The sequence below is a fragment of the uncultured Veillonella sp. genome, assembly GCF_938010505.1.
GTDB lineage: Bacteria > Bacillota > Negativicutes > Veillonellales > Veillonellaceae > Veillonella.
In genome coordinates this window covers 1-23,465 of sequence record NZ_CALLVP010000120.1, presented here as the reverse complement: position 1 = coordinate 23,465, position 23,465 = coordinate 1, and the positions used below count along the sequence as shown (strand labels likewise).

Below are 23,465 nucleotides of genomic sequence, written 5' to 3'. Positions count from 1 at the left end.
CTTGGCAACAATATATTGAACCTACAGAAATTTTACCTAACTTAGTCATTAAACCTGCTTGGCAAGATTACGATAATGTAGATAATAAGAATATTATTGAAATTGATTCAGATATTTCTTTTGGAACTGGGGCTCACGAAACGACAAGAACTTGTGCTGAGCTTTTAAAAATTTATAGTGCGCCTATGGACCTTGATAAGGTAACTTGTTTAGACATTGGTACGGGGACAGGTATACTTTTATTAGTAGCAGCTCATTTAGGAATTAAAAGACTTGTAGGTATCGATATTGAGGAATATGCTGCAAATCAAGCTAAAATTAACTGTGAAAATAATCAAATACATGCAGAAATTATTTGTGGTGATTTAGATACTGATTTTAATGAAATAGCTCAACTGATTGTAGCTAATTTGACGGTAGATCCATTAAAAATTTTATTGCCTCAAATTGGTAGAAAGCTTGATGATCAAGGTATTTTAATCATTAGTGGAATTATTGATGACCGTTATGATGAAATCATGCCGTATATTAAGAAAGACTGGCATATTATTGAGGAACGCGTTGCTGGCCCATGGCACACCTTCGCGTTAAAAAAACTATGAAAAAAATATTTATTCCTACACAATTAGACGAAACAATAGAATTACCGATAGATGTGACACATCATGTGCTTCATGTATTTCGTCATAATATTGAGAAACCTATAATTGTTACAGGCAGTGACAATCGTTGTGGCATGTATCAGATTATTGAAGAAGTGGATGGAAAAGCGCAAGCGAAACTCATTGAATATATTGAGGGTGCAGCAGCATCATACAGAATAATTCTTGTACAATCCATTTTAAAAGGTGAAAAGTTAGAATGGGTTTTACAAAAAGCAACAGAGTTAAATGTGGATACAATTTATCTTGTGCCCACAGCTAACTGTGTAGCTAAATATGATGAAAAAAAGCTTCAATCAAAAGTAAATCGTTGGAAAAAAATTATGCTAGAAGCAGCTCAACAATGTGGACGAAAACACTTGCCTACACTCGTAGTAGGAGAGACGCTTTTACAAGCATTAGACATTGAATCTGAGGCGTTGAAGTTGGTAGCCTATGAAAATGAAGCAGGGCAGACTATCAAAGATGTACTTAAAACTTTGCATTCCGATAAGTCTGTAACTGATGTTTTAATTTGTATAGGTCCTGAAGGGGGCTATCAAGAGAAGGAAATCAATGCTATTATAAAGAGTGGTGGAAAATCGGTATCGCTTGGTAATACAATTTTGCGAGCTGAAACTGCTGCCATTGGATCATTAGCGATGATTCAATATGAATTAGAACTATAAATTAAACAAGAATAGAGAGGTGCAATGAAAACCGTTGCTTTTACAACCTTGGGGTGCCGTGTAAATCAATATGATACGGATGCTATGAAAGGTTTATTTTTACAAAACAATTACGAAGCGGTAGACTTCGATGAAAAAGCTGATATATATGTAATTAATACATGTTCTGTAACGAATATGGGGGAAAAGAAATCTCGTCAGTTGATTCGTAAAGCAAAGCGTCAAAATGAAGACGCTTATGTAATCGTAACTGGTTGCTATGCACAGCTTGATCCGGATGCGATTGCCGCTATCGATGGAGTTAATCTCGTCATCGGTACAAATAATCGTTCTAAAATCGTTGAGCTAGTAGAACAGTTAGAGTCTACAGAACGACAAATCAATGCTGTTCGAGATATTATGAAAGAGTCTAACTTTGAGGAAATGCCATTATTTGGTAATGAATCTGATAAGGCTCGTGCGTTCATGAAAATTCAAGAAGGTTGTAATAACTATTGCTCTTTTTGTATCATCCCATACACTCGTGGTAAATTGAAATCTCGTAAGATTAAAGATATTGTGGAAGAGGCAAAGCGTTTAGTAGGACATGGCTTCCATGAAATCGTATTAACAGGCATTCACTTAGGGAACTACGGTGTAGAATTACCAGGTCGTCCTACCTTGGCTGATGTGGTAAAAGCATTACTAGAAATACCTGAATTGTATCGTATCCGTTTTGGTTCCATTGAATCTGTTGAGGTTTCCGATGAACTTGTGGAATTAATGGCTACCGATAAACGAGTATGTCCAAATCTTCATTTGCCATTACAAGCCGGTTCTGATCACGTATTAAAGTTGATGAGACGTCACTATACTTTACAAGAGTATAAGGATCTCATTGCAAAATTGCGTTCCCGTATTAAAGACTTATCTATTACGACTGATATTATTGCTGGTTTTCCACAAGAGACTGATGAAGACTTTGAGGAAACGTTAAATACTGTTCGTGAAATAGGATTTACTCATATCCATGCGTTCCCATATTCCATTCGTGAAGGTACACCAGCTGCAACTATGCCTGATCAAGTACCAGAAGCTGTCAAAAAGACTCGTGTAGCACTTTTGAATAGTTTAAGCCAAGCAGGTTATGAAGCCTATGCTAAATCACGTATTGGTAAGCCTGGTGAAATTCTTATCGAAAAGGAAGAAAATGGTTACTATACTGGTTTAACGAGTGAATACGTGAATGGTAAAGTTAAATCTGATGGATTACATAAAATTGGTGATCTCATCGGTGGCACCGTTATTGGTTTAGAAGATAGTTATTTGATTATTGAGTAAGGAGTTATATTATGAGCGATTGTATTTTTTGTAAAATTATTAGTGGTGAAATACCTTCTAAAAAAGTGTTAGAAAACGATAAATTTTATGCCTTTCATGATATTCAACCTGTTAAGAAAGTGCATGTTTTAATCGTGCCTAAAAATCATGTGTCTAATATTGCACATCTTACTGAAAAGAATGCAGATTATGTTGAAGGGTTATTACCATTTGTTCGTGATGTAGCAAAAGAGCTTGGTATTTCTAAAGATGGTTATCGCTTGATCTTTAATACTGGCGGAAAAGCCGGTCAAACGGTATTCCATATGCATGCGCACCTTTTAGGTGGAGAGGAAATGGGCTGGCCAGAAGCTTAGTTTTGAGTATTATGTATTCTTTTTATAATACTCATTAAAAATCCTATAAAATATACCTGAAAATATTGACAACATCTATACCTATACATATAATATTATATGTGCGTATGTAAATTATCAGCACTTCCCGAGATTATTTTTGGAGGGAGGGATATAGATGTCTGAAATCAAAGTCGGTAAAAACGAAACGCTTGAAAGTGCTCTTCGTCGATTCAAACGCTCCTGCCAAAAAGCGGGTGTTTTGTCTGAAGTAAGAAAACGCGAACACTACGAAAAACCAAGCGTAAAAAGAAAGAAAAAATCTGAAGCAGCAAGAAAACGCAAATTCAGAGCATAAGATGATTACCCTAATTCTGCCTTTTCATGGCTTCATGAAATCCAGAGTTGGGGTTTCTTTATTATATAAATAAGGAGGAAATATGAGCATAAAAGATCAATTAAAAGAAGATATGAAAGCGGCTATGAAAGCTCGCGAAGAAGGTAGAATAGCTTTATCTGTAATTCGCATGGTTAATAGTGCCATTAAAAATACAGAGATTAATGATAAGGTAGAGTTAGATGATGCTGGTATTCTTGGCATTTTAGCTAAAGAAATGAAAACTCGCCAAGATTCCTTAACAGAGTTTGAAAAAGCGGGCCGTGAAGACTTAATCGGTCATGTAAAAGAAGAAATGGCTGTATTACAAAAATACTTACCAGCTCAATTGACAGAAGATGAAATTCGTACAATTGTACAAGAGGCTATTGCTGCATGTGGTGATAATGTCAACATGGGTAATGTTATGAAACATGTAATGCCAAAAACAAAAGGCCGTGCAGATGGTAAAGTTGTGAATACTATTGTTAAAGAATTACTTGGGTAACATCTTTATTAATAGAATATGATTATACTGTTTTTAATTTTACTTGATGTTGATATTATATAAAATTCTATAGAACTTTATTGACATGTATTTTCAACATATGATAATATGAACTCAATAAAATAATTGGTCAACGAAGACTCCACTTTAGATATATAGATTTATATGTTTATTTGTTGGAGTCTTTTTCTTTAGGAGGAACAGATATGGCTACTACTAATGAATTATTATATTACATTCCTGCAGGTCAATATGGTAAGGAAGGGGTACTCGCATTATTAGAACAGCATCCAGAAATTAAGTTCGTATCTCTTGTAGGTATTGACTTAGCAGGTAATGATACAGACGAAAAAATTCCTATGTCTGCATTTTTCGATGACTATGAATCTTTTTTTGAAGGCCGTGCCGTTCAAACAGACGGTTCCTCTGTTGTGCTAACAAATATTGCTACATTGAATAATGCTCGTGTAGATATGTGGGGCGATCCAAGTGTAAATTGGTTTGTTGATTATAATTATGAAAATGTTGATCCTGTTACAGGCTTGCCAACTGGTACACTTCGTATTCCTGCATTCTTGATGCATAACTACCGCTATGTAGATTCCCGTTCTATTTTAAAACGCAGCTGCGATTATGTGCGTAACGAATTATTATCTTTAATTAAAGATAAAGGGCTACCAGGTATGCCACATGTAAAAGCGGATGATGTAGTAGATATTATTTTTACATCTGCTACTGAGTTAGAATTCTGGGTAAAAACGCCAGCTAAAACTGTTACTAAAAAAGAGCTATCTGTATCTCAAAAATTACAAGAACAATATTGGCAACGTACTCACGGTTCTGTTCGTACAGCCTTAGAACAAGCAGTTGAACGTCTTGATAAATATGGTATGGTTGCTGAAATGGGTCACAAAGAAGTGGGCGGTGTAAAAGCTAAACTTGATGAATTTGGCCATGAAGCAGTAGTACTGGAACAGTTGGAAATCGACTGGAAATTCTCTAATAATCCATTGCAAACAGCAGATAATGAACTGCAAGCTCGTATTATTGTACGTGAAGTATTCCGTGAAAATGGTCTTGATGTAACATTTAATGCTAAACCAATCATCGGTGTAGCAGGTTCTGGTGAACATACGCACTTTGGTGTAATGGCAAAACTAAAATCTGGTAAATTAGTAAACTTATTTAGTCCAGAAGATATGCGTAAAGAAGCTTGTAGCGCTCTTGGTATTGGTGCGATAATGGGTTTATTGAAACACTATGAAGCAATCAATCCATTTATCAGCTCTACAACAGACTCCTTAAACCGTTTAAAACCAGGCTTTGAAGCACCGGTTTGTATTGTAACATCTTTTGGTACTGATCCATCCGAGCCAAGCCGTAACCGTACCATTCTTTGTGGTTTGATTCGTGATGTTGATAATCCTATGGCAACGCGCTTTGAATTGCGTTCTCCAAATCCATATACAAATACATACACTGCGTTAGCTTTGATGTTTATTTCTGCATTTGATGGTATGAAATATGCTATTACTTCTGGTAAAACACAAGCACAATTATTAGCAGAAATCTCAAAAGAAGTGGGTGAGCCTGCTGATTATCTCGATACAAATCGCGCTTACCGTACTGAAAAAGACGTATTTGATGATTTTACACAAGAAGAACGCAATCAAATGTTTGGCATTGCACCTGCCACTGTTTGGGAAAATATTAAAGGTTACTACAATAATCCTGAATTAGTTGAAACATTATCTCAAGGGGATGCATTTGGAAAAGATTTAATGGAATCCTTTATTGCATCTATTCTAAAACGTTGGAGACTAGTATTAGCTAATCGTTTGATTCCAAATAATCTTGATACAGTACGTAATATGGTTGCAATTCATACTGATAGTCGTAATAGTGTTGATGATAAACGTTTTGCAGAAGTTAATGATTTGCGATTCTACCTTGCTAAAGATAGTGATGATCGCAAATCCTTATTTACTCGTTTAACAGATGCATTAAATACTGGCGAATATGATTTAGCTTCTAAATTACAAATTGAAATGAACGATAAAATGGAAGAGTTAGAAAATAAGTACGCTAATTACGCTAAAAATATTTTCTAAGTTGCTAGGAGATATTATTAATTTAAAGATTATAAAATAAAAGAGACTCTACCTATTGGTAGAGTCTCTTTTACTATTATTCATTTATATTAAAGAATTTTTCTACTAGTACTAAAGAACAGACTAGTACTAGAATAGAAATAGACCATAACAGCATATCTAAAGCGGATTCGTGAACTATAATCAGTAAACGAACAAGGGCTGTAATACCAATATATAAGAAGAAATCTAGGGGGAAATGGAAGTTATTTTTAAAGTACTTCACAATGAGTGCTAGAAACTCAAAATAGAGGAAGAAGGTAATTGATACAGAAAAAGACCGTACACCGTACGGTCTTTTTACGTCTATATTTAGCTATTAGCAAAATAAAATCTAAAGATTAAATATCAGCTTTGATAGCTTCTAAAGCAGCATCGAAGTTAACTGCTTGAGTTACTTCTGGTACATATTCAACATAAGTTACTTTGTTATCTTTGTTGATTACTACAACGCCACGAGTTAAAAGACGAAGTTCCTCGATCAAGAAACCATAGTTTTCACCGAAAGAAGCATCTTTATGGTCAGACAAAGTAACAACTTTATCTACGCCAGCAGCACCACACCAACGTTTTTGAGCGAATGGCAAGTCCATAGAAATTGTCAATACTACTACGTCTTCGGAAAGAGCTGTTGCATCTTGGTTGAACCAACGAGTTTGAGCATCACAAACGCCTGTATCAAGGGAAGGAACAACGGAGATAACTTTTACTTTACCTTCGAAGTCTTTTAATGTTTTAGCTTGTAAGTCATTGCTTAATACTGTGAAGTCAGGAGCTTGTTGACCTACTTTAACTTCTGGGCCAACTAATGTGATAGGGCCACCTGCAAATGTTACTACACCAGTACGTTTTTCCATTTTGTATTCCTCCTAAGAGTTTTAATTCTAATTTATTTAAGATAAAATTTGTATCTATGCATAGTATAACATTTACATTACTATAAGTAAACTAAAAAATTCGATATAGTATTGTATTGGACAAATAGTTACTATTCATTACTGTTAAAACCTAAGTAGTTTATATAATTAATATTGCTGAAATCTAAATGATTTTTAGGACAATAATATTAAATCTAAATTACTATACGTATAGGTGTATTAATGTATCATAAAAAATGTGTATACTATAAAGAGTAAATTTAAATTAATAAAGTTTGAAAAATAACTTTTACATTATTGATTAAAGAGTTATTCTAATATAATGATAGTCAATAATTATAAAGTCAATTATTATGATTGATTTTTAATAGGATATATAGAGAGGGCCTATGAAACCAATAGATTTATTTATACAGTTTTTCCAACGAGAAGGGTGGATCTATGCCATTGGTTTATCCATACTGATAGCTATAGATGTGGCGTTTTTATTTGTGCCTCAATTTATAGGTAACGCTATAGATACGTTAAGCAATAATAAGGAAGGTTTAGTTACTTACATTTTTTATTTTATTATACTGTTTATAGTTATTACCATTTTAAAAGTTATATCTCGTAAAACCTTGTTAGGATCTATTCGACGCATGGAATATCTTTTTCGTGAAATTCTATGTAGTAAAGCATTGCAAGTAAAGACAACGTACTATGAAGCTAACGGTCCTGGTAAGGTTATGGCGCTCATGACTAATGATGTAACATCTTTACGTGTTGCTCTTGGCTTAGGTGTAATGATTGTAGTGGATATTATTTTCTACTCCATTGTAGGCTCCATAATATTAATTCAAAAAATCAATGCTATATTAGCCTTTAAAATAATGACGCCTGTATTCTTCATTATTGTGGCTATTTTTATATTAGGTAGAAAGCTACGTGCTAAACAACGAAGTGCGCAAGCTACTTATAGTGATTTAACAGAGTTTGGTCAAGAGCTATTTCAAGGGATGGATGTTATTCGCGCTTTTAATCGTGAAAGCATTATCTCTAATTCTTTTGAAAAAATAAATAAACTTAATTATAAGAAGAATATGGATGTTGCACTATTAGATGCAATATTAACACCGTTGACAAGAATTGCACCCTTTATTTGTATCAGTATTAGTATTTATATTTGTGGACATTTAGCTGTAGACGGCAAAATGACTATAGGCGAATTTGTTACCATTAATTCATTCATAATGTTAATTGTGGGACCTTTAATAGGGTTTGGTGGACTTATCTCGATTGTACAAAAAGGTCTTGCTTCTTTAGATCGTATTATGGATTTCTTGCGTTTACCTACAGAATCAATAGATGATACCGATGAGGTATTGCCACTTGAAGACATTTACATCCGATACTTAGATTTTAATTATGAAAACTCTAAAGGTCATGCATTATCCCAAGTGACAACAACAATACCTAAAGGTTCTTTTATCGGTTTAGTTGGTAAACCTGGTTCTGGCAAAAGTACATTATTTAAATTGCTTATTGGATTACAAGAATGTCCGGAAAAATCTATTTATTTTGGCAGTCAAGATTTAGCTGCTGTTTCTTTATCAAAACTTAGAAACTCAATTGCTTATGTGCCAACACAATCTTACCTTTTAAGTACGACCATTGCAGATAATATTAAATTTGGTAAAAATTTATTTATGCACGAAACTGTAGAGGTTGCGGCACAAAAGGCAGACTTATATAGAGATTTAGGCAATTTGTTAAACGATGATTTACATGAGCTCGCTGAAGAAGGTCATGATTTATCAGGTGGACAAAAGCAGCGAATCAATATGGCTCGCGGCTTTTATAAAAATGCACCATATTTATTACTAGATGATTGTTTTTCCGCTTTAGATGCAGTAACAGTTACAACTATTTTAAATACATTACATAATGTAAAAGAACAAACGATTCTATGTATTTCACAGCGATTAGAGATTATAGAGAAAGCAGATAAAATTTTAGTATTCGATGAAGGGCGTATCGTAGAAGAAGGTACTCATAAAGAATTATTAGCTAACAATGGTTTATACCGTACCTTATATGAAGCGCAGAAAGGAGAGACCCATCATGAAGAAGCGTAATCTAAGAAATGACTGGGCTTTATTCTCCTATATAACTGCCTACATTAAGCCTTATTTAGGTATTCTATTATTAGCAACGGTTGCGTTAGCAGGAAATTTAGTGCTATTACTTTTGCGACCGTATATAACAAAGCAAGTCATCGATCTTGGCTTTGCCACTAATGATATCGCTGTTATTGAATACTATGCTCTAATGTATGGACTTACTATAATTGGTAGTGTTTTATTTATTTTTGTAGAGAATTACTTTTTAAAAAGTTTTGGTCAAAAAATAATTTATAATATTCGTAGTATTGTCTTTAAAAAGATTCTTAATAAACCACATGATGAATTCTATAAGTTGGCAATCGGTAATTGGGTAACTCGCATTACTAATGATGTAGAGTCATTACGTACATTATATACAGATGTAATTTTGAATTTAGCTAGTAGCGGTTTGATGATTATTGGTATATTAGGATTTATGTATGCTATTAATGTACCCCTAGCTATTATCATGACAATTTTATTACCTATAATGGGTGGAATTATTTGGGTGTTTCAAAAGTTTTCCCGTAAAGCATTTCGTCAGGTAAGACGCTCTGTAGCTGCATCTAATGCGAGTATCAAGGAACTGTTAAATTATATTGTAATCGTAAAATCCTATGGTGGCGAAAAAGCAATTGAGGAACGTTATAATACTGTTAATAAAGGTTTCTTAGAAGCTGGTCTCTTTGAAGTTACTACGTTTTCTATTTTTAGACCTCTTGTAGATGGTCTATTCTTTGTTGCGTTAATTGTTATTTTTACAACTACGAATTTAATAGACTCTGTAGCCGACGCTGGTACTGTGTTTGCTTTTATCCAATATATGGACCGATTTTTCCAACCATTAAAGGAAATTGCGGATAAATATAACTCACTACAAAGTGCACTAGCTGGTGCTGAAAGATTAGTTCCTTTATTAGAGGAAGAAGATCGTCACATGGCTGATGAAATTCCTGATGAATTTACACATATAGAGTCCATTAGATTTGATCATGTGTGGTTTTCCTATGAAAATAACGACATTTATGTGCTAGAAGACTTTACATTAAATATTAAAGCTGGAGAATTCATAGGTATTGTAGGTCCTTCTGGTAGTGGTAAATCTACACTTTTAGCATTGCTGATGGGGATCTACAAACCAACAAAAGGGACTATATATATTAATGGTATAAATATTGCTAACTATGACAGTTCTGTACTTCGTCATTTAATGGGATATGTTTTTCAGCAAGCTTATCTATTTAAGGGTTCCATTAGAGATAACTTAACACTTTTTGATACATCAATTTCTAATGAGGAAATGACCAATGCAGCAAAACAAGTTAATTTGGATTCTATGATTGAACAACTTCCGGAAGGGTATGAGACACCGGTTGGTTATTTAGGCTCCTTATTATCTGATGGGCAAAAACAATTATTGGCTTTTGGCCGTACCTTGATTAAAAAAACACCAATTCTATTGCTAGATGAAGCAACGGCTAATATCGATAGTCATACGGAGAAGCAAATTCAAGCAAGTATTGAAAATATTCGAGGTAGTAAAACAATCGTAAGTATTGCTCATCGTCTTTCAACAGTAGAAGATGCCAATAAAATAGTGTATATGGAATATGGTAAAATAATAGAAAAAGGATCTTTTAATGAACTTATCAACTTAAAAGGGGCCTTTTATAATCTATGGAATAATCAACACAGTGGGAGTTAGTATGGAATTTATCCAATCTAAAGATAATAAAACGATTAAGCGAATTATCTCATTAAGGCAGCGTAAAAATCGCCAAAAAAATGGAGAGTACATCGTTGAAGGCATTCGCTCTATTCGAGATATTGCAGCTATGGGTGCAGTAAAAACAATCGTTATACGTGAATCTAAAGCGCAAGATAAAAATATATTAGATTTATTAGACTTAGATACTGTTCAATCTGTACCTAAATATATCGCACAAGATCCAGTGTTTGATAAAGTAGATAATACCGTAAATGGACAAGGTTTAGTTGCTATTGTATCAAAGCCTACATATGATATTGAATCAATTTCTATTGTGGATGGTTTATATATTACATTAGATAGTGTTCAAGATCCAGGTAATCTAGGGACCATTATTCGTACTGCTGTTGCGGCAGGTGTTAAAGGTATATTCTTGATGAAAGGTACTGTGGACCCTTTTAATGACAAGACGGTACGGAGTACAATGAGCGCCTTACATAAAATACCTTTATATGAAGACATTACCTTATCTATGTTACATGATATGGTAGCCGAGTCTAATATGACTACTTATGTAACCGCTTTAGAACAAGCCGATCCTTATCATACAGTTAATTATGCTAAGCGAACTATGTTAGTATTAGGAAATGAAGGTAATGGTGTAACACCGGAGGTCATGAATCTATGTACAAATCGTATTATGATTCCTATGTATGGTGAGATGGAATCCTTAAATGTAAGTGTAGCTGCTGCATTATGTATGTATAAAGTACAAGAACAATTGATGCCTTAGTATACATATATGATAAAAATTTATGACCATATAAAAAGTCCTCTACTAGTATACAAGTAGAGGGCTTTTGTATTGATTTTTTAGCTGTGTATTTGGTACAATAACATATATCCTTTGTGGGAGAACAAAGTTCTCCCTTTTTTTCATGAAAAGGAAGATAACTATGTCCAAACTAATTGTAAATGCAGACGATTTTGGCCTTCATAGTGCGGTTAATGCTGGCATTATTGATGGTCATCGTAGAGGTATTATTACTAGCACCTCTTTAATAGCAGGAGGAGAAGCTTTTACAGAAGCCGTAAGTATGGCAAAACAAAACCCTAAGTTGGGCATCGGTATTCATATTACCTTGGTGGGTGGGTTACAACCAGTATGTGATCCATCAGAAGTTTCATCACTTCTCACACCAGAAGGTGTATTTCCAGAGAACTATGTAGAGTTTATTAAACGTATTTACTCTGGCAAAATTAATTATAGTGAATTACGTAAAGAGATTCATGCACAAATGGCTCAAATAATAGATACCGGCTTAAGGGTAACTCATATTGATGGTCATCAACATATGCATGTGTTACCAACGGTATTACCGATTGTGATTGAACAGGCAAAATCCTTTGGTATACATGCTATACGTATACCCGATGAATCTACTGGATTTATGAATTATATGTATTCCCCAATTCGATTTCTTGGTAAAGTTGGTTTATCAACGGTTGCGGCTAATGCGCGACCAATCATACGAAATAATTATATGACTACAACCCAATATTTTTGGGGCATGGTAAATGGAGGTCATATAAACCAGAAATCTTTAATGGGTATATTAAAAGCGGTAAATAAAAATTCTGGTACCCATGAATTGATGGTTCACCCAGGTAGCAATAGTAGTATTCTTAGTAAGCTTTATAATTGGGATTATCATTGGGAAGATGAGTTGCAAGCACTCTGTTCTAGTCATACCCGATTATATATAAGACAACATGATATAGAGCTCATTAATTATGGAGACTTGGTATGAGTAAAATGATGAAGAGAGGCATTTTTATGTTTCTCTTGTTGTTGGCTGTATCAATTGGTATCATTTACTATACTATTGATTTAGATGCATTAAAAACTATATCATCTTTTAATAGTATTTCCTTATTATTAGCTCTAGTTGCTCTAGCAGCAGGTATGTATTTTGATGGATTACGACTTCAGAGACTCGTAAAAATTGGTGGTTACAAGTTATCAATACGAGCAGTGCTACGAGTTATTTTTAGTAACTATTTTATGGCTATGTTGACACCTGGAGCTAGCGGAGGTGCTGTTGCGCAAGTACTGGTGTTGAGAAGTTATGGCGTCCCCATATCTAAGGGTACACCGATTGTATTGATACGCACCGTATTTTCCATTATGTTTTTGGTGATTATGTTGCCATTAGTATTCTTACGAGATGCTATTGAAATTCCATATATCTCACGTGATATGCTTTTGATTTTGGCCGTACTTGCTGTTATAGCGACCTTAGCGGGGACTTATATATTACAGACCAAATATATGCGTCAGTTTGTCTATAATTTAGCACAACGATTTAAAGCACATAAAACTAAAGATTGGCTTTCTAAGTTAGAAACATTAAATGAAGGGCTTGGCTTACTTTATAAGCAGCCTGTTCAGTCTTGTATAGTTTTTATTGAATCTGGTTTGAGTTTACTATGTTTATATTGTATTGCACCAGCATTAATGTATGCTTTCACACCAGATATCCCGATCATCGATATATTGGATCGTATGATATTATTGAATCTTATTTTGTATTTTGCACCAACCCCAGGGGGGACTGGGATTGCAGAAGGACTATTTGTAATATTATTTAGTGTCTTTGTACCTAATGGAACAGTTGGGATTATTGCTGTAGCATGGCGTGTTGTAGCAGAATATTTGTCATTCTTCATCGGTATGTATGCAGTATTAACATTATATGGACGACAATTTGTTGCCCAAGAAACTTCAAGAGAATAATAAGGGAGTGTATTCTATGTCTAAACCAAAAAAAGATAAATTCTATCTTGTGCAAGAAGATATTTTACCAGAAGCTATAAAAAAGACTATTAAAGTAAAAGAAATTCTTAAACTAGGTGAAGTTAAAACCATTAATGAAGCAGTTGAAAAAATGGATTTAAGTCGTTCTGCGTATTATAAATACAAGGACTATGTTTTTCCATTTTTTGAAATTGCCCAAGGGAAAATTGTAAGTATTTATGTTTCTATGTCAAATGAATCTGGTATGTTATCCAGTGTTTTAAAGGCAATTGCTGAACGCAATGGTAGTATTTTAACAATCAATCAAGACATTCCATTACAAGGGATTGCCAATAGTAGTATTTCTTTTGAAACTAAAGATCTGCAAGGTTCATTAGAAGATTTGTTGCTAGATATTCGCTCTATGAAGGGTATTATCAAAGTAGAGATTTTAGGCCAAGCATAGGCTAATTAAGAGAGTAGGACAATTATGACCACTATAAAAATTGCTTTATTAGGTTTTGGTACTGTTGCACAAGGTACTTTTAACTTATTACAAGACAATGCTGAACTAATTAAAAATCGTACAGGTGTCAATGTTGAAATTTCTAAAATTTATGTGCGTAACCCAGACAAATACAAACATATTACACTACCAGAAACTGCTAAATATGTATCAGATATTGACGAAGTATTAAAAGATGACTCCATTCAAATGGTAGTGGAATTGATGGGGGGCACAACCTTTGCTAAGGACTGTGTAGAAGGGGCTTTAAAAGCTAAGAAAAATGTGGTAACTGCCAATAAAGACTTATTAGCAGAGTCCGGTCCATACTTATTAGATTTAGCTAGTAAAAATGGGGTAGATCTACGTTTTGAAGCATCTGTATTAGGTGGTATTCCTATTATCCGTACATTATACGAATCTTTGGCTGGTAACCGCATTACCGAACTCATTGGTATTATGAACGGTACGACAAATTTCATTTTGACTAAAATGTCTGAAGAAGGGTTAAGCTATCAAGATGTATTGAAAGAAGCACAAGATTTAGGGTATGCAGAGGCAGATCCTACGGCTGACGTTGAAGGTCTTGATGCAGCACGTAAATTGGCTATTCTCGCATCCATTAGTTTCAATCGTCGCATTTTTTTCGAAGATGTAACTGTAGAAGGCATTACTTGCATTGATACTGAAGATATTAAATTTGGGAAAGAGTTTGGTTACAATATTAAATTACTAGGTATTGCTAAAGAAACAGCTCAAGGTTTATCTCTAAATGTATACCCTGCATTTATTCCTACGACACACCCGTTGGCATCTGTTCGAGGATCTTATAATGCGATTTATGTAAAGGGGAATGGTATTGACGATGTAATGCTATATGGTCGTGGCGCTGGTAGCTTACCGACAGGGAGTTCTGTAGTATCTGATATCATGGAAGTAGCAAAGAATGTCTCTTATAACGAAACTGGTCGTTTAAAACCATTCTATTATGACCAAAAAGATATTTATTCTCCAGGTAAAATCCAATCTAGCTACTACTTGCGTTTAGCAGTGGATAATAAAACAGGTGTGCTAGCTAAAATCTCTGCAAAATTAGCAGAACAAAAAATTTCTGTTTTATCCATCGTTCAACGAAATATGGATCCAGAAACTGCAGTTCTTGCCATTGTTACATCTAAATGCCCAAGATCTTATATTTTAAATCTTATAGACTCTTTTAATAGCTTGCGCTCCGTTAAGGCTGTTAATAGTGTCATTCGTATTATGGAAGCTTAATTATGAATACTGTTCGTGTACAAGTACCTGCCACTAGTGCAAACTGTGGCCCAGGTTTTGATTGCTTAGGATTAGCACTAAATCTTTATAATATATTCAGCTTTACACCAGATGAAAATGCTACAGAATATACATATACTTTTGAAGGATTTGGAGCAGATATTTTGCGCGCTGAAGATCCTAAAAAAAATCTAATTGGCTTTGCGATGGATCAAGTTTTTGCTACTGTTCAAGAACCAATTTTATATGGACATATACGGTCTGAAACTTTGATTCCTCCATCTCGTGGACTAGGTAGTAGTAGTACGGCTATTGTGGGAGGACTTTTACTGGCGAATGCATTAGTAAAAAATCCACTTTCAAAAGAAGAGTTACTAGTTATAGCGAATCGTATGGAAGGTCATCCAGATAATGTAGCTCCAGCTATTTACGGAAATTTATGTTGTGCTACAGGTTTGAAAAACAAAGTGTTGAACACCGTTATTTCTGTTCCTTCGGAGCTCCATTTTGCCGTTGTAGTACCAGAAGTTATGGTATCTACTGAATATGCACGTTCTGTGTTACCAAATCATGTTCCATTTAAAGAAGCGGTTCAAAACGTAAGTCATGCATCTTTATTTGTAACAAGTCTTATTACACATCAATTAAGTAATTTATCTGTTGCCTTAGATGACAACTTGCATGTGCCTTATCGTAAGACTTTGATTCCTCATTGTGATGAAGTATTTGAAGCTGCAAAAGTTGCCGGTGCTTACGGTGCTACTATTAGCGGCTCCGGTTCTACCTTGATTGCCTATGTAGATAAAGCTCATGTGCAAGAAGTAGCAAAGGCTATGGGGGCCGTATTTTCGGCGAATGGAATTGAGAATAAAATATATTGCTTAGAGGCTGATGTAACTGGAGCGTCAATTATATAGTTTGTGGTATAATTATAGTGTTAGGCATAGTCCATAACTATAATTGGAGGAAACTATGAATAGTATAAAAACAACGCTTTTATTAGCGACTCTAACGGCCATTTTAGTGGCCTTAGGTGATATGATTGGTGGCAGAAGCGGAATGATTATGATGTTTGTTGTATCTATGGGCATGAATTTTATGTCTTATTGGTACAGCGATAAGATCGTTTTAGCACAATACAATGCTAAACCAGTTACTGCACAATCTAATCCAAAACTATATGCTATGGTAGAACAATTGGCAAAAAATGGTAATTTACCAATGCCAAAGGTATATATCATTCCGAGCGAAGTACCTAATGCGTTTGCAACAGGTAGAAATCCTAGTCACGCAGCTGTTGCCGTTACTGAAGGTATTCAACGTCTTTTAACTGATGAAGAATTAGAAGGTGTTCTTGCACACGAATTGACTCATGTTAAGAATCGTGATACTTTGATTAGTACCATTGCAGCCATGATGGCTGGTGCTATTTCCATGATTGCACAAATTTTACAATTTTCTGCCATTTTTGGCCGTTCTGACGATCGAGAAGGTTCTAATCCACTTGCTTTAATAGGTGCGATTATCATTGCCCCTATTGCGGCAGGACTTATCCAAATGAGTATTTCGCGAGCTCGAGAGTTCTTAGCTGATGAGGGTGGCGGGGAAATGTGCCGCAATCCATTAGCATTGGCTTCTGCACTTGCAAAAATTGATTACTACTCTAAACATGGTGCATTACCTAATGCAAGTAATGCTACAGCCCATATGTTTATTATTAACCCTATGATGGGACTTGGTGAAAGCTTGAGCAATCTTTTTAGTACTCATCCTCGCACGGAAGAACGTATTCAAAAGTTAAAGAAACAAGCTATGAATCCAAAGTATAAAGAAAAGGCAATATTATAATTAGTATCTACTGGAGGGTATTATGCAAGAAACATTAGTTTTAATTAAACCAGATGCAGTTAAACGTCAATTAAGTGGTGAAATTCTTAGCCGTTATGAACGTAAAGGCCTTGTTATTAAAGCATTAAAACTCTTACAAGTACCTCGTGAATTAGCGGAAGAACATTATGCAGAACATAAGGAAAAACCATTCTTTGGTGAATTAGTTGATTTTATTACATCAGGACCAGTTCTTGCTTTTGTGTTAGCTGGTGAGAACGCAATTGTATCCGTACGTGCTTTAAATGGGGCGACAAATCCTGTAGATGCTGCCCCTGGTAGTATTCGTGGTGACTATGCCCTAACAATGGATGCTAACGTAGTACATGCTTCTGATTCTCCAGAAGCCGCTGCTCGTGAAATTCATCTTTGGTTCCCTGAATACAAATAATCTCAAGGTTGGGATCCTTTAGCTTTTATCTCTACATCCATGTCATTTATAGGAGGTAATCATATGGCAAGTAGCGTTTATACAAAAACAGGTGATGCTGGTACAACTGGTTTATACACAGGCGAACGTGTACAGAAATCATCTTTACGCGTAGAAGCTTATGGTACAATCGATGAATTACAAGCTTTTTTAGGATTGGCTCGCGCTTATGCTGAAAATCCACGTGTTGCCGCTGAGTTATACGATATTGAGCGCAATTTATGGATTTTAATGGCTGATATTGCTAGTTTAAATGTTGCTCCCGTAATCACTGAGCAACATGTAAAACATTTAGAAAAGGTTATCGACCGATTTGATGAAAAGTTAGAACCTTTATCTAGTTTTGTTATTCCAGGTGAAAAACAATCTTCTGCTTATTTACATGTAGCAAGAACAATAACACGTCGTGCTGAACGCGATTTATGGCGTGTGTTAGACGCTGGTGAAAGTGTTCACGAGTCTAATTTAAAATACTTAAACCGTCTATCCGACCTTTGTTTTATCTTGTGTCGTGTAGAAGAAGAACTTGGAGCTGAATAAACAAAAAAAGCTATGTATTTTACATAGCTTTTTGCTCGTTATAGACCTTATTGTGATATTGTTTGGTTTAAAACATCTTGAGGGCTAGGATAGTAGAAGAAGATATGAGGAATTTCATAACGAAATTTTTCTCTTAATAAATCGGCTAAGGTTGTTTCAAAGTTTATGATTTTATCAGCGCCGAAATCAAAGTTTTCAACTAACACTAAGAGTTGTGCTTCAACTTGAGGTGCATTTTCAGGTAAAGCCTCTGGTGGCAGTGGAACATTCACTACTACTCGGGCAGTACCAATATATTTACCTTGCCCGTCATCGATGGCAACACGATATGTGTTATCCCATAGAGTAGCCATCATTTTTAGTTTCATATTCATAATTTCCATAGTATCGCTCCTTTGTTATACTTATAATGATACTGAAATTATAAATTCTTGTATAGGTGCATTATGAAATCACAAATTATATTGTGTTCCGGTGGGGCACGTAGTGGAAAAAGTGAATTTGCTGAACGTTTAGCACTGGCTACAAAAGGTTTAAAAGCTTATGTAGCTACGAGCCAAGCTTTTGATGAGGAAATGGTGGATCGCATCAAAAAACATCAAGAGCGACGTGGAGAAATATGGAATAATTTTGAAGTACCTTTACATTTAGCTGATGAATGGGAAAATATTAGTAAATCAGCAGATGTAATTCTTATAGATTGTTTAACAATGTTTACTACCAACCACATGATGGCTCATGGATCCATTCGTGGCCAAGAAGATGCCAATCGGTTAGAACAGACAATACTTTCAGAGCTAAACCTTTTATTAGACTCGATAAAATCATGTGAAGGTAAAACTGTTATATTTGTGACCAATGAAATTGGTTTAGGTATCGTGCCGGATAATAAACTGGCTAGATATTTTAGAGATATTGCTGGTCGCGTGAATCGAGCAGTAGCTTCTGTTGCAGATAAACTCTATTTAACAATTAGTGGTGTTACCATTGAATTGAAATCACAGGAGGTTCATATAAATGGCTAAGAAAATAATGTTTCAAGGGACGAGCTCTAATGTAGGTAAAAGTATTCTTTGTACTGCATTATGCCGTATCTTTTATAGAAAAGGTTTTAAGACTGTTCCTTTTAAAGCACAAAATATGGCCCTCAATTCTTATGTGACAAAATGGGGCGATGAAATTGGTCGTGCTCAAGTAGCTCAAGCCGAAGCAGCTGGCATTGATCCAATTGTTCAAATGAATCCTGTTTTATTAAAACCTACAGGTAATCAATCGTCTCAAGTTGTATTGATGGGAAAACCTGTTGGTGTATATAGTGCTAAAGAATATCATACTAAATATTCTCTAACCGCTTTAGATAAGGTTAAAGAATCTATCGACTTCTTAGACTCAAATTTTGATATGATGGTTATCGAAGGTGCTGGTAGCCCTGCAGAAGTTAACTTAAAAGCAAATGACATTGTAAATATGCGTATTGCTAAAATGACTCAAGCTCCAGTATATCTTATTGCAGATATAGACCGTGGTGGTGCTATTGCATCTATTGTTGGTACTTTAGAACTATTAGAACCAGAAGAACGCGATCTTATCAAAGGCATCGTTATCAATAAATTCCGCGGTGATATCAAACTATTAGAACCAGCTCTTAGATTCATTGAAGATAAAACAGGTAAAAAAGTGGTGGGTGTTATTCCTGCCATTGAAAACCTTGATATCGATGAAGAAGATTCCGTTGCATTAGAGCACAAACGCAATAGTGGGTCTAAAGATATTCAAGTTGTAGTTATGCAAACACCTAAAATCTCAAATTTTACAGACTTTGATGCACTTAACTATGAGCCAGATGTATCAGTTCGTTTTGTAGGCCCTGGAGATGTTATTGGAAAGCCAGATTTAATCATTTTACCAGGTTCTAAAAATACATTGGCCGACTTGACGTATTTACGTGATACGGGCTTTGCTGATGAAATAAAAAAATTAGCTGCCCAAGGTATACCTGTTATCGGTATTTGTGGCGGTAACCAAATGTTAGGTAAAACTATTTATGATCCGCATCATATGGAAGGAGATATCGAGGAAATCGAAGGACTTGGCCTTGTTGAATCCTCCACGACAATGAAGGATCAAAAAACTACCCATCAAGTACAATTTAATGTTTCTAATTTACAGTTCTTAAATGGTACTTTCACAGGTGAAAATTTAGTAGGCTATGAAATTCATATGGGTGATACTACACCATTAGTAGATTCAGTGTCTCGTTGCTTTACAATTACAAGTCGCAGTGAAGAGACTGTAAATGTTATCGATGGTTTTATTGATGGCAATCACCAAGTAATGGGCACATATATTCACGGTGTATTTGATAATGACGAATTCAGACGATTTATTATCAATCAATTACGTGAACGTAAAGGCTTACAACCATTAGATGTAGTATTCCATTATTTTGACCATAAAAATACGGCATATAATCGCTTAGCTGATATTGTGGAGGAACATTTAGATATGGATTATATTATGTCTACCTTGGGATAGTAGAGGAGATATATGGAACATTTAGCAATTTTTCACTGGTTTTCAAAGTATAGCTTTGTGTGTGTACCAGTCTTAGCATTTCTATTGGATATAATCATTGGGGATCCTAATAGCAAATACCATCCCGTTGCCATTATTGGCCGTATAATATCCTTTTTTGAAGCTGTTCTTTATAAGGATACTGATAATGATACGAAGAAATTGTGGTACGGTGGCATTGCAGTAGGTTTAATTCTTGTATCTGTATATATCATAATATCTTTACTATTATGGCTAGGTGGAGTAATACATGAGTGGGTATACTACGCTCTAGAAGTAGTAATCCTTTACATTGCCATTTCTCCACGTTCATTGGCTGGTGCAGGCTTTACAATTAGTCAGTTAATAAAACAAGGTAATATCGTAGAAGCTCGTAAACGTTTATCATGGATTGTGGGACGTGATACTGAAGACCTAGATGAAAGTGAAATTACTCGTGCTACAGTAGAAACTATTGCGGAAAATACTGTAGATGGCATAATTGCGCCCTTATTCTTTTTTATTATCGGTGGTCCTGTAGGGGCTATTCTTTATAGAACTGCTAATACTATGGATTCTATGTTGGGCTATAAAAATCAAAAGTACTTGTACTTTGGTCGCGTAGCTGCACGCTTTGATGATATATTAAATTGGATTCCTGCAAGACTTACGTTTGTATTACTTGTAATTTCTGCTTTTATTTTACGGTTTGATGCAAAAAAAGCGGTCCAAATTGGTTTGCGCGATGCTAAGAAACATCCAAGCCCTAATGGTGGTTACGCAGAAGCACCAGTTGCAGGAGCTTTACATATTCGCTTAGGTGGTTACAATCAATATTTCAAAAAAATGACCTTTCGCGAATATATGGGTGACCCTATTGAAAGGTTGAATCGAAACCATATTACACGAACTATTTATATGATGTATGTTACGACTATACTAATGGTCATCATTAGTACAGCCATTACTTATGGGATGAATGTATAATGACACCTTTTTTTATAGCATTACAATTTTTAACGCGCTTAAAACTTGTAAATCAAAATGAATGGTCTGTAGAGGACTTTGGTAAATCGGTAGTGGCCTTTCCTTATGTAGGCCTTATTATTGGACTCATATTAGCTATATTGTATGGCGTATTATCGCCATTTATTCCAATTATGCCATTGATGTTAATCATCGTAGTAGCTGAGTTTTTATTGACTGGCGGCCTGCACGCTGATGGCTTAATGGATACTAGTGATGGTTTATTTTCTGGACGTGACAGAGAACGTAAACTAGAAATCATGAAAGACAGCCGTATAGGCTCTTTTGGGGTGGTTGCTTTTGTATTTGTTACACTTTTAAAATGGCAACTATTAGCTTCAATTCCTAATCCTGAGATCATACCTATGGTTCTCATTATGATGCCATTAATGAGCCGTTGGTCCATGGTTTTTAGTATTCGCTCTTATCCGTATGCGAGAGAACAGGGGATGGGCGCTGCTTTTGCCAATTTTGCACCTAAACATGTCATTACTTACAATACAATATCTACGTTTTTTATGCCTATCGTATTACTATTGATCGGTTTAGTATTATATTCACTTTTATATGGTGCATATGCAATCTTTGCAGTACCTGATGTAGGTTATATGGTAGGAATAGGCATCTTAGTATATGCTACGATAGGTGTTTTTCAAATCAATATTATAAGTATGATAATTGCATATATTATCAACCAATTACTAAACCGTTATATTGTAAAGGAGCTGGGCGGTACTACTGGTGATACATATGGATTTGTTATAGAAGTGACTGAGGTATTATTGATTTTGGTATATATCATAATTTTATCTTTATTATCAGCTACGGTCGCTAGTAATCCAATTATGCTCTAATTTTGATATTTTAAATATCAAAGTTGTTATTAATTTTACAGATTATAATTTAATTAATGTGAAAGGAGTTTAATGTGACCTATTATGTAAGAGCCCCAGGTACATGCGGGGAATTTCTACAAGGTTCTATTGATGGACAATCATTTTTAGTGACTTGTCCTATTAACCGATACTCCTACGCATTAAGTAATGTAATACATCCTTTTTCTAAAACCTATTGTGCACTTCAACCAAAATCTGCTCAAGCTCATAAGCTAGTACAAGATTTGATCCAACAAAAAAAGAAAGATCAGATTTGTCCGCCTGTGTATGTAAGATCTGATATTCTGCAAGGAAAGGGCATGGCTTCAAGTTCGGCAGATATTTCAGTGACAGCTATGGCTACGGCCTTGGCTATGGATTATGATTTATCTTTAAAAGAACTTGAGCAAATTTGTCTATCTGTAGAGCCTACGGATGCCTCTTTTCATCAAGGAGTAACTCAATTTGATTATATTAAAGGTACTATCTCTCAACCATTAGGTATGTGTCCACCTTTAAAAATACTTGTCTTTGATGAAGGCGGTAGCATTGATACGGTTAGCTTTAATAAGCAAGCAGATTTACATAATAAAATTTTAGAAAAAGAACCGATAATACAAGAGTCCCTAGATTTATTTAAACGAGGTCTTGCTACGCATGATATAAAGCTCATAGGCCAAGCCGCTACATTAAGTGCCTTTGGTAATCAGCGTATCTTATATAAACCCAATTTATATGACTTTCACGATATAGGTAATTTTTATAATAGTGTGGGAACAATCATCGCTCATAGTGGAACTATTATGGGACTATTATTCCCCGTTGATT

The 23,465-nt window shown here is 35.0% G+C and carries 26 protein-coding genes; 23 read left to right on the top strand and 3 right to left on the bottom strand.

Translation table 11 applies throughout. The features are described from left to right. From Q0507_RS07600 to Q0507_RS07570, 7 genes are all read left to right on the top strand, one after another. Positions 1-602 (top strand): 50S ribosomal protein L11 methyltransferase (locus Q0507_RS07600; RefSeq protein ID WP_298714668.1); only part of this gene is annotated, 602 nt, incomplete at its 5' end. Then, a complete protein-coding gene (locus Q0507_RS07595; protein WP_298714665.1) occupies positions 599-1,330 on the top strand; it encodes a 16S rRNA (uracil(1498)-N(3))-methyltransferase in 732 nt (243 codons plus the stop codon). The genes Q0507_RS07600 and Q0507_RS07595, both read left to right, overlap by 4 nt. Positions 1,331-1,354: 24 nt before the next feature. Next, positions 1,355-2,650, top strand: coding sequence for a tRNA (N(6)-L-threonylcarbamoyladenosine(37)-C(2))-methylthiotransferase MtaB (gene mtaB, locus Q0507_RS07590; RefSeq protein ID WP_298714662.1), 1,296 nt, complete (start codon positions 1,355-1,357; stop codon positions 2,648-2,650). Between the two features lie 11 nt (positions 2,651-2,661). Continuing rightward, positions 2,662-3,006 (top strand): histidine triad nucleotide-binding protein, encoded by a 345-nt coding sequence (locus Q0507_RS07585; RefSeq protein WP_156697541.1) that lies wholly within the window; start codon positions 2,662-2,664, stop codon positions 3,004-3,006. 157 nt (positions 3,007-3,163) lie between these two features. Beyond that, on the top strand, positions 3,164-3,343 hold the full coding sequence (gene rpsU, locus Q0507_RS07580; RefSeq protein WP_004695751.1) for a 30S ribosomal protein S21: 180 nt from the start codon (positions 3,164-3,166) through the stop codon (positions 3,341-3,343). A gap of 82 nt (positions 3,344-3,425) precedes the next feature. Beyond that, on the top strand, positions 3,426-3,869 hold the full coding sequence (locus tag Q0507_RS07575) for a GatB/YqeY domain-containing protein (RefSeq protein ID WP_298714657.1): 444 nt from the start codon (positions 3,426-3,428) through the stop codon (positions 3,867-3,869). Positions 3,870-4,075: 206 nt separating this feature from the next. Then, positions 4,076-5,980, top strand: coding sequence for a glutamine synthetase (locus Q0507_RS07570; protein WP_298714654.1), 1,905 nt, complete (start codon positions 4,076-4,078; stop codon positions 5,978-5,980). A gap of 76 nt (positions 5,981-6,056) precedes the next feature. On the opposite strand, the gene Q0507_RS07565 is transcribed toward Q0507_RS07570, so the two are convergent. After that, positions 6,057-6,284, bottom strand: a complete 228-nt coding sequence (locus Q0507_RS07565; RefSeq protein WP_298714671.1) for a phosphate-starvation-inducible protein PsiE — start codon at positions 6,282-6,284, stop codon at positions 6,057-6,059. 76 nt (positions 6,285-6,360) lie between these two features. Beyond that, positions 6,361-6,876: a thiol peroxidase gene (tpx, locus tag Q0507_RS07560; RefSeq protein ID WP_298714652.1), complete on the bottom strand. Its 516-nt coding sequence runs from the start codon at positions 6,874-6,876 to the stop codon at positions 6,361-6,363. Positions 6,877-7,286: 410 nt separating this feature from the next. Between tpx and Q0507_RS07555 the strand changes: the two genes are divergently transcribed. From Q0507_RS07555 to Q0507_RS07505, 11 genes are all read left to right on the top strand, one after another. Continuing rightward, a complete protein-coding gene (locus Q0507_RS07555) occupies positions 7,287-9,014 on the top strand; it encodes an ABC transporter ATP-binding protein (RefSeq protein WP_298714649.1) in 1,728 nt (575 codons plus the stop codon). Beyond that, positions 9,001-10,746 carry an ABC transporter ATP-binding protein gene (locus Q0507_RS07550; protein WP_298714647.1) on the top strand — a complete coding sequence of 582 codons (1,746 nt, stop codon included), beginning with the start codon at positions 9,001-9,003 and terminating at the stop codon, positions 10,744-10,746. The genes Q0507_RS07555 and Q0507_RS07550 overlap by 14 nt, the downstream gene beginning before the upstream one ends. 1 nt (position 10,747) lies before the next feature. After that, positions 10,748-11,542, top strand: coding sequence for an RNA methyltransferase (locus Q0507_RS07545; RefSeq protein ID WP_298714644.1), 795 nt, complete (start codon positions 10,748-10,750; stop codon positions 11,540-11,542). 163 nt (positions 11,543-11,705) lie between these two features. After that, the gene (locus tag Q0507_RS07540) at positions 11,706-12,560 is read left to right on the top strand and encodes a ChbG/HpnK family deacetylase (RefSeq protein WP_298714641.1); all 855 of its coding nucleotides are present in this window, start codon (positions 11,706-11,708) and stop codon (positions 12,558-12,560) included. Continuing rightward, entirely contained in the window at positions 12,557-13,546 is a 990-nt protein-coding gene (locus Q0507_RS07535; protein WP_298714639.1) for a lysylphosphatidylglycerol synthase transmembrane domain-containing protein, read from the top strand. The genes Q0507_RS07540 and Q0507_RS07535 overlap by 4 nt, the downstream gene beginning before the upstream one ends. 16 nt (positions 13,547-13,562) lie before the next feature. After that, complete coding sequence (locus tag Q0507_RS07530) at positions 13,563-14,012, top strand: ACT domain-containing protein (RefSeq protein ID WP_004695770.1); 450 nt, start codon at positions 13,563-13,565, stop codon at positions 14,010-14,012. A gap of 24 nt (positions 14,013-14,036) precedes the next feature. Beyond that, positions 14,037-15,326, top strand: a complete 1,290-nt coding sequence (locus tag Q0507_RS07525) for a homoserine dehydrogenase (RefSeq protein WP_298714638.1) — start codon at positions 14,037-14,039, stop codon at positions 15,324-15,326. Between the two features lie 2 nt (positions 15,327-15,328). Next, positions 15,329-16,243: a homoserine kinase gene (gene thrB / locus Q0507_RS07520; protein WP_298714635.1), complete on the top strand. Its 915-nt coding sequence runs from the start codon at positions 15,329-15,331 to the stop codon at positions 16,241-16,243. Positions 16,244-16,298: 55 nt separating this feature from the next. Then, positions 16,299-17,174, top strand: a complete 876-nt coding sequence (htpX, locus tag Q0507_RS07515) for a zinc metalloprotease HtpX (RefSeq protein ID WP_298714632.1) — start codon at positions 16,299-16,301, stop codon at positions 17,172-17,174. Between the two features lie 22 nt (positions 17,175-17,196). Then, complete coding sequence (gene ndk / locus Q0507_RS07510; protein WP_004695778.1) at positions 17,197-17,604, top strand: nucleoside-diphosphate kinase; 408 nt, start codon at positions 17,197-17,199, stop codon at positions 17,602-17,604. A 63-nt stretch (positions 17,605-17,667) separates the two neighbouring features. Beyond that, positions 17,668-18,183 carry a cob(I)yrinic acid a,c-diamide adenosyltransferase gene (locus tag Q0507_RS07505; protein ID WP_298714629.1) on the top strand — a complete coding sequence of 172 codons (516 nt, stop codon included), beginning with the start codon at positions 17,668-17,670 and terminating at the stop codon, positions 18,181-18,183. A 47-nt stretch (positions 18,184-18,230) separates the two neighbouring features. Here the strand turns inward: Q0507_RS07505 and Q0507_RS07500 are convergent, their stop codons facing one another. Next, entirely contained in the window at positions 18,231-18,566 is a 336-nt protein-coding gene (locus tag Q0507_RS07500; protein ID WP_298714626.1) for a hypothetical protein, read from the bottom strand. Between the two features lie 63 nt (positions 18,567-18,629). On the opposite strand from Q0507_RS07500, the gene cobU reads away from it, so the two are divergent. The 5 genes from cobU to Q0507_RS07475 all read left to right on the top strand — a co-directional run. Further along, positions 18,630-19,208: a bifunctional adenosylcobinamide kinase/adenosylcobinamide-phosphate guanylyltransferase gene (gene cobU / locus Q0507_RS07495; protein WP_298714624.1), complete on the top strand. Its 579-nt coding sequence runs from the start codon at positions 18,630-18,632 to the stop codon at positions 19,206-19,208. After that, on the top strand, positions 19,201-20,718 hold the full coding sequence (locus Q0507_RS07490; RefSeq protein ID WP_298714621.1) for a cobyric acid synthase: 1,518 nt from the start codon (positions 19,201-19,203) through the stop codon (positions 20,716-20,718). The genes cobU and Q0507_RS07490 overlap by 8 nt, the downstream gene beginning before the upstream one ends. Positions 20,719-20,730: 12 nt before the next feature. Beyond that, a complete protein-coding gene (gene cbiB / locus Q0507_RS07485; RefSeq protein WP_298714616.1) occupies positions 20,731-21,723 on the top strand; it encodes an adenosylcobinamide-phosphate synthase CbiB in 993 nt (330 codons plus the stop codon). Beyond that, the gene (cobS, locus tag Q0507_RS07480) at positions 21,723-22,616 is read left to right on the top strand and encodes an adenosylcobinamide-GDP ribazoletransferase (RefSeq protein WP_298714614.1); all 894 of its coding nucleotides are present in this window, start codon (positions 21,723-21,725) and stop codon (positions 22,614-22,616) included. Before cbiB ends, cobS begins: the two co-directional genes overlap by 1 nt. A gap of 74 nt (positions 22,617-22,690) precedes the next feature. Next, a partial coding sequence (locus tag Q0507_RS07475) for a GHMP kinase (RefSeq protein ID WP_298714611.1) occupies positions 22,691-23,465 on the top strand: 775 nt, incomplete at its 3' end.

Coding starts and splice junctions, on each gene's coding strand:
- Q0507_RS07570 (WP_298714654.1), top strand. CDS start 4,076: ATGGCTACTACTAATGAATTATTATATTACATTCCTGCAGGTCAATAT.
- Q0507_RS07555 (WP_298714649.1), top strand. CDS start 7,287: ATGAAACCAATAGATTTATTTATACAGTTTTTCCAACGAGAAGGGTGG.
- cobS (WP_298714614.1), top strand. CDS start 21,723: ATGACACCTTTTTTTATAGCATTACAATTTTTAACGCGCTTAAAACTT.
- Q0507_RS07535 (WP_298714639.1), top strand. CDS start 12,557: ATGAGTAAAATGATGAAGAGAGGCATTTTTATGTTTCTCTTGTTGTTG.
- Q0507_RS07540 (WP_298714641.1), top strand. CDS start 11,706: ATGTCCAAACTAATTGTAAATGCAGACGATTTTGGCCTTCATAGTGCG.
- mtaB (WP_298714662.1), top strand. CDS start 1,355: ATGAAAACCGTTGCTTTTACAACCTTGGGGTGCCGTGTAAATCAATAT.
- Q0507_RS07585 (WP_156697541.1), top strand. CDS start 2,662: ATGAGCGATTGTATTTTTTGTAAAATTATTAGTGGTGAAATACCTTCT.
- cobU (WP_298714624.1), top strand. CDS start 18,630: ATGAAATCACAAATTATATTGTGTTCCGGTGGGGCACGTAGTGGAAAA.
- Q0507_RS07550 (WP_298714647.1), top strand. CDS start 9,001: ATGAAGAAGCGTAATCTAAGAAATGACTGGGCTTTATTCTCCTATATA.
- Q0507_RS07505 (WP_298714629.1), top strand. CDS start 17,668: ATGGCAAGTAGCGTTTATACAAAAACAGGTGATGCTGGTACAACTGGT.
- htpX (WP_298714632.1), top strand. CDS start 16,299: ATGAATAGTATAAAAACAACGCTTTTATTAGCGACTCTAACGGCCATT.
- Q0507_RS07545 (WP_298714644.1), top strand. CDS start 10,748: ATGGAATTTATCCAATCTAAAGATAATAAAACGATTAAGCGAATTATC.
- rpsU (WP_004695751.1), top strand. CDS start 3,164: ATGTCTGAAATCAAAGTCGGTAAAAACGAAACGCTTGAAAGTGCTCTT.
- tpx (WP_298714652.1), bottom strand. CDS start 6,876: ATGGAAAAACGTACTGGTGTAGTAACATTTGCAGGTGGCCCTATCACA.
- cbiB (WP_298714616.1), top strand. CDS start 20,731: ATGGAACATTTAGCAATTTTTCACTGGTTTTCAAAGTATAGCTTTGTG.
- thrB (WP_298714635.1), top strand. CDS start 15,329: ATGAATACTGTTCGTGTACAAGTACCTGCCACTAGTGCAAACTGTGGC.
- Q0507_RS07525 (WP_298714638.1), top strand. CDS start 14,037: ATGACCACTATAAAAATTGCTTTATTAGGTTTTGGTACTGTTGCACAA.
- Q0507_RS07595 (WP_298714665.1), top strand. CDS start 599: ATGAAAAAAATATTTATTCCTACACAATTAGACGAAACAATAGAATTA.
- Q0507_RS07490 (WP_298714621.1), top strand. CDS start 19,201: ATGGCTAAGAAAATAATGTTTCAAGGGACGAGCTCTAATGTAGGTAAA.
- Q0507_RS07575 (WP_298714657.1), top strand. CDS start 3,426: ATGAGCATAAAAGATCAATTAAAAGAAGATATGAAAGCGGCTATGAAA.
- ndk (WP_004695778.1), top strand. CDS start 17,197: ATGCAAGAAACATTAGTTTTAATTAAACCAGATGCAGTTAAACGTCAA.
- Q0507_RS07530 (WP_004695770.1), top strand. CDS start 13,563: ATGTCTAAACCAAAAAAAGATAAATTCTATCTTGTGCAAGAAGATATT.
- Q0507_RS07500 (WP_298714626.1), bottom strand. CDS start 18,566: ATGGAAATTATGAATATGAAACTAAAAATGATGGCTACTCTATGGGAT.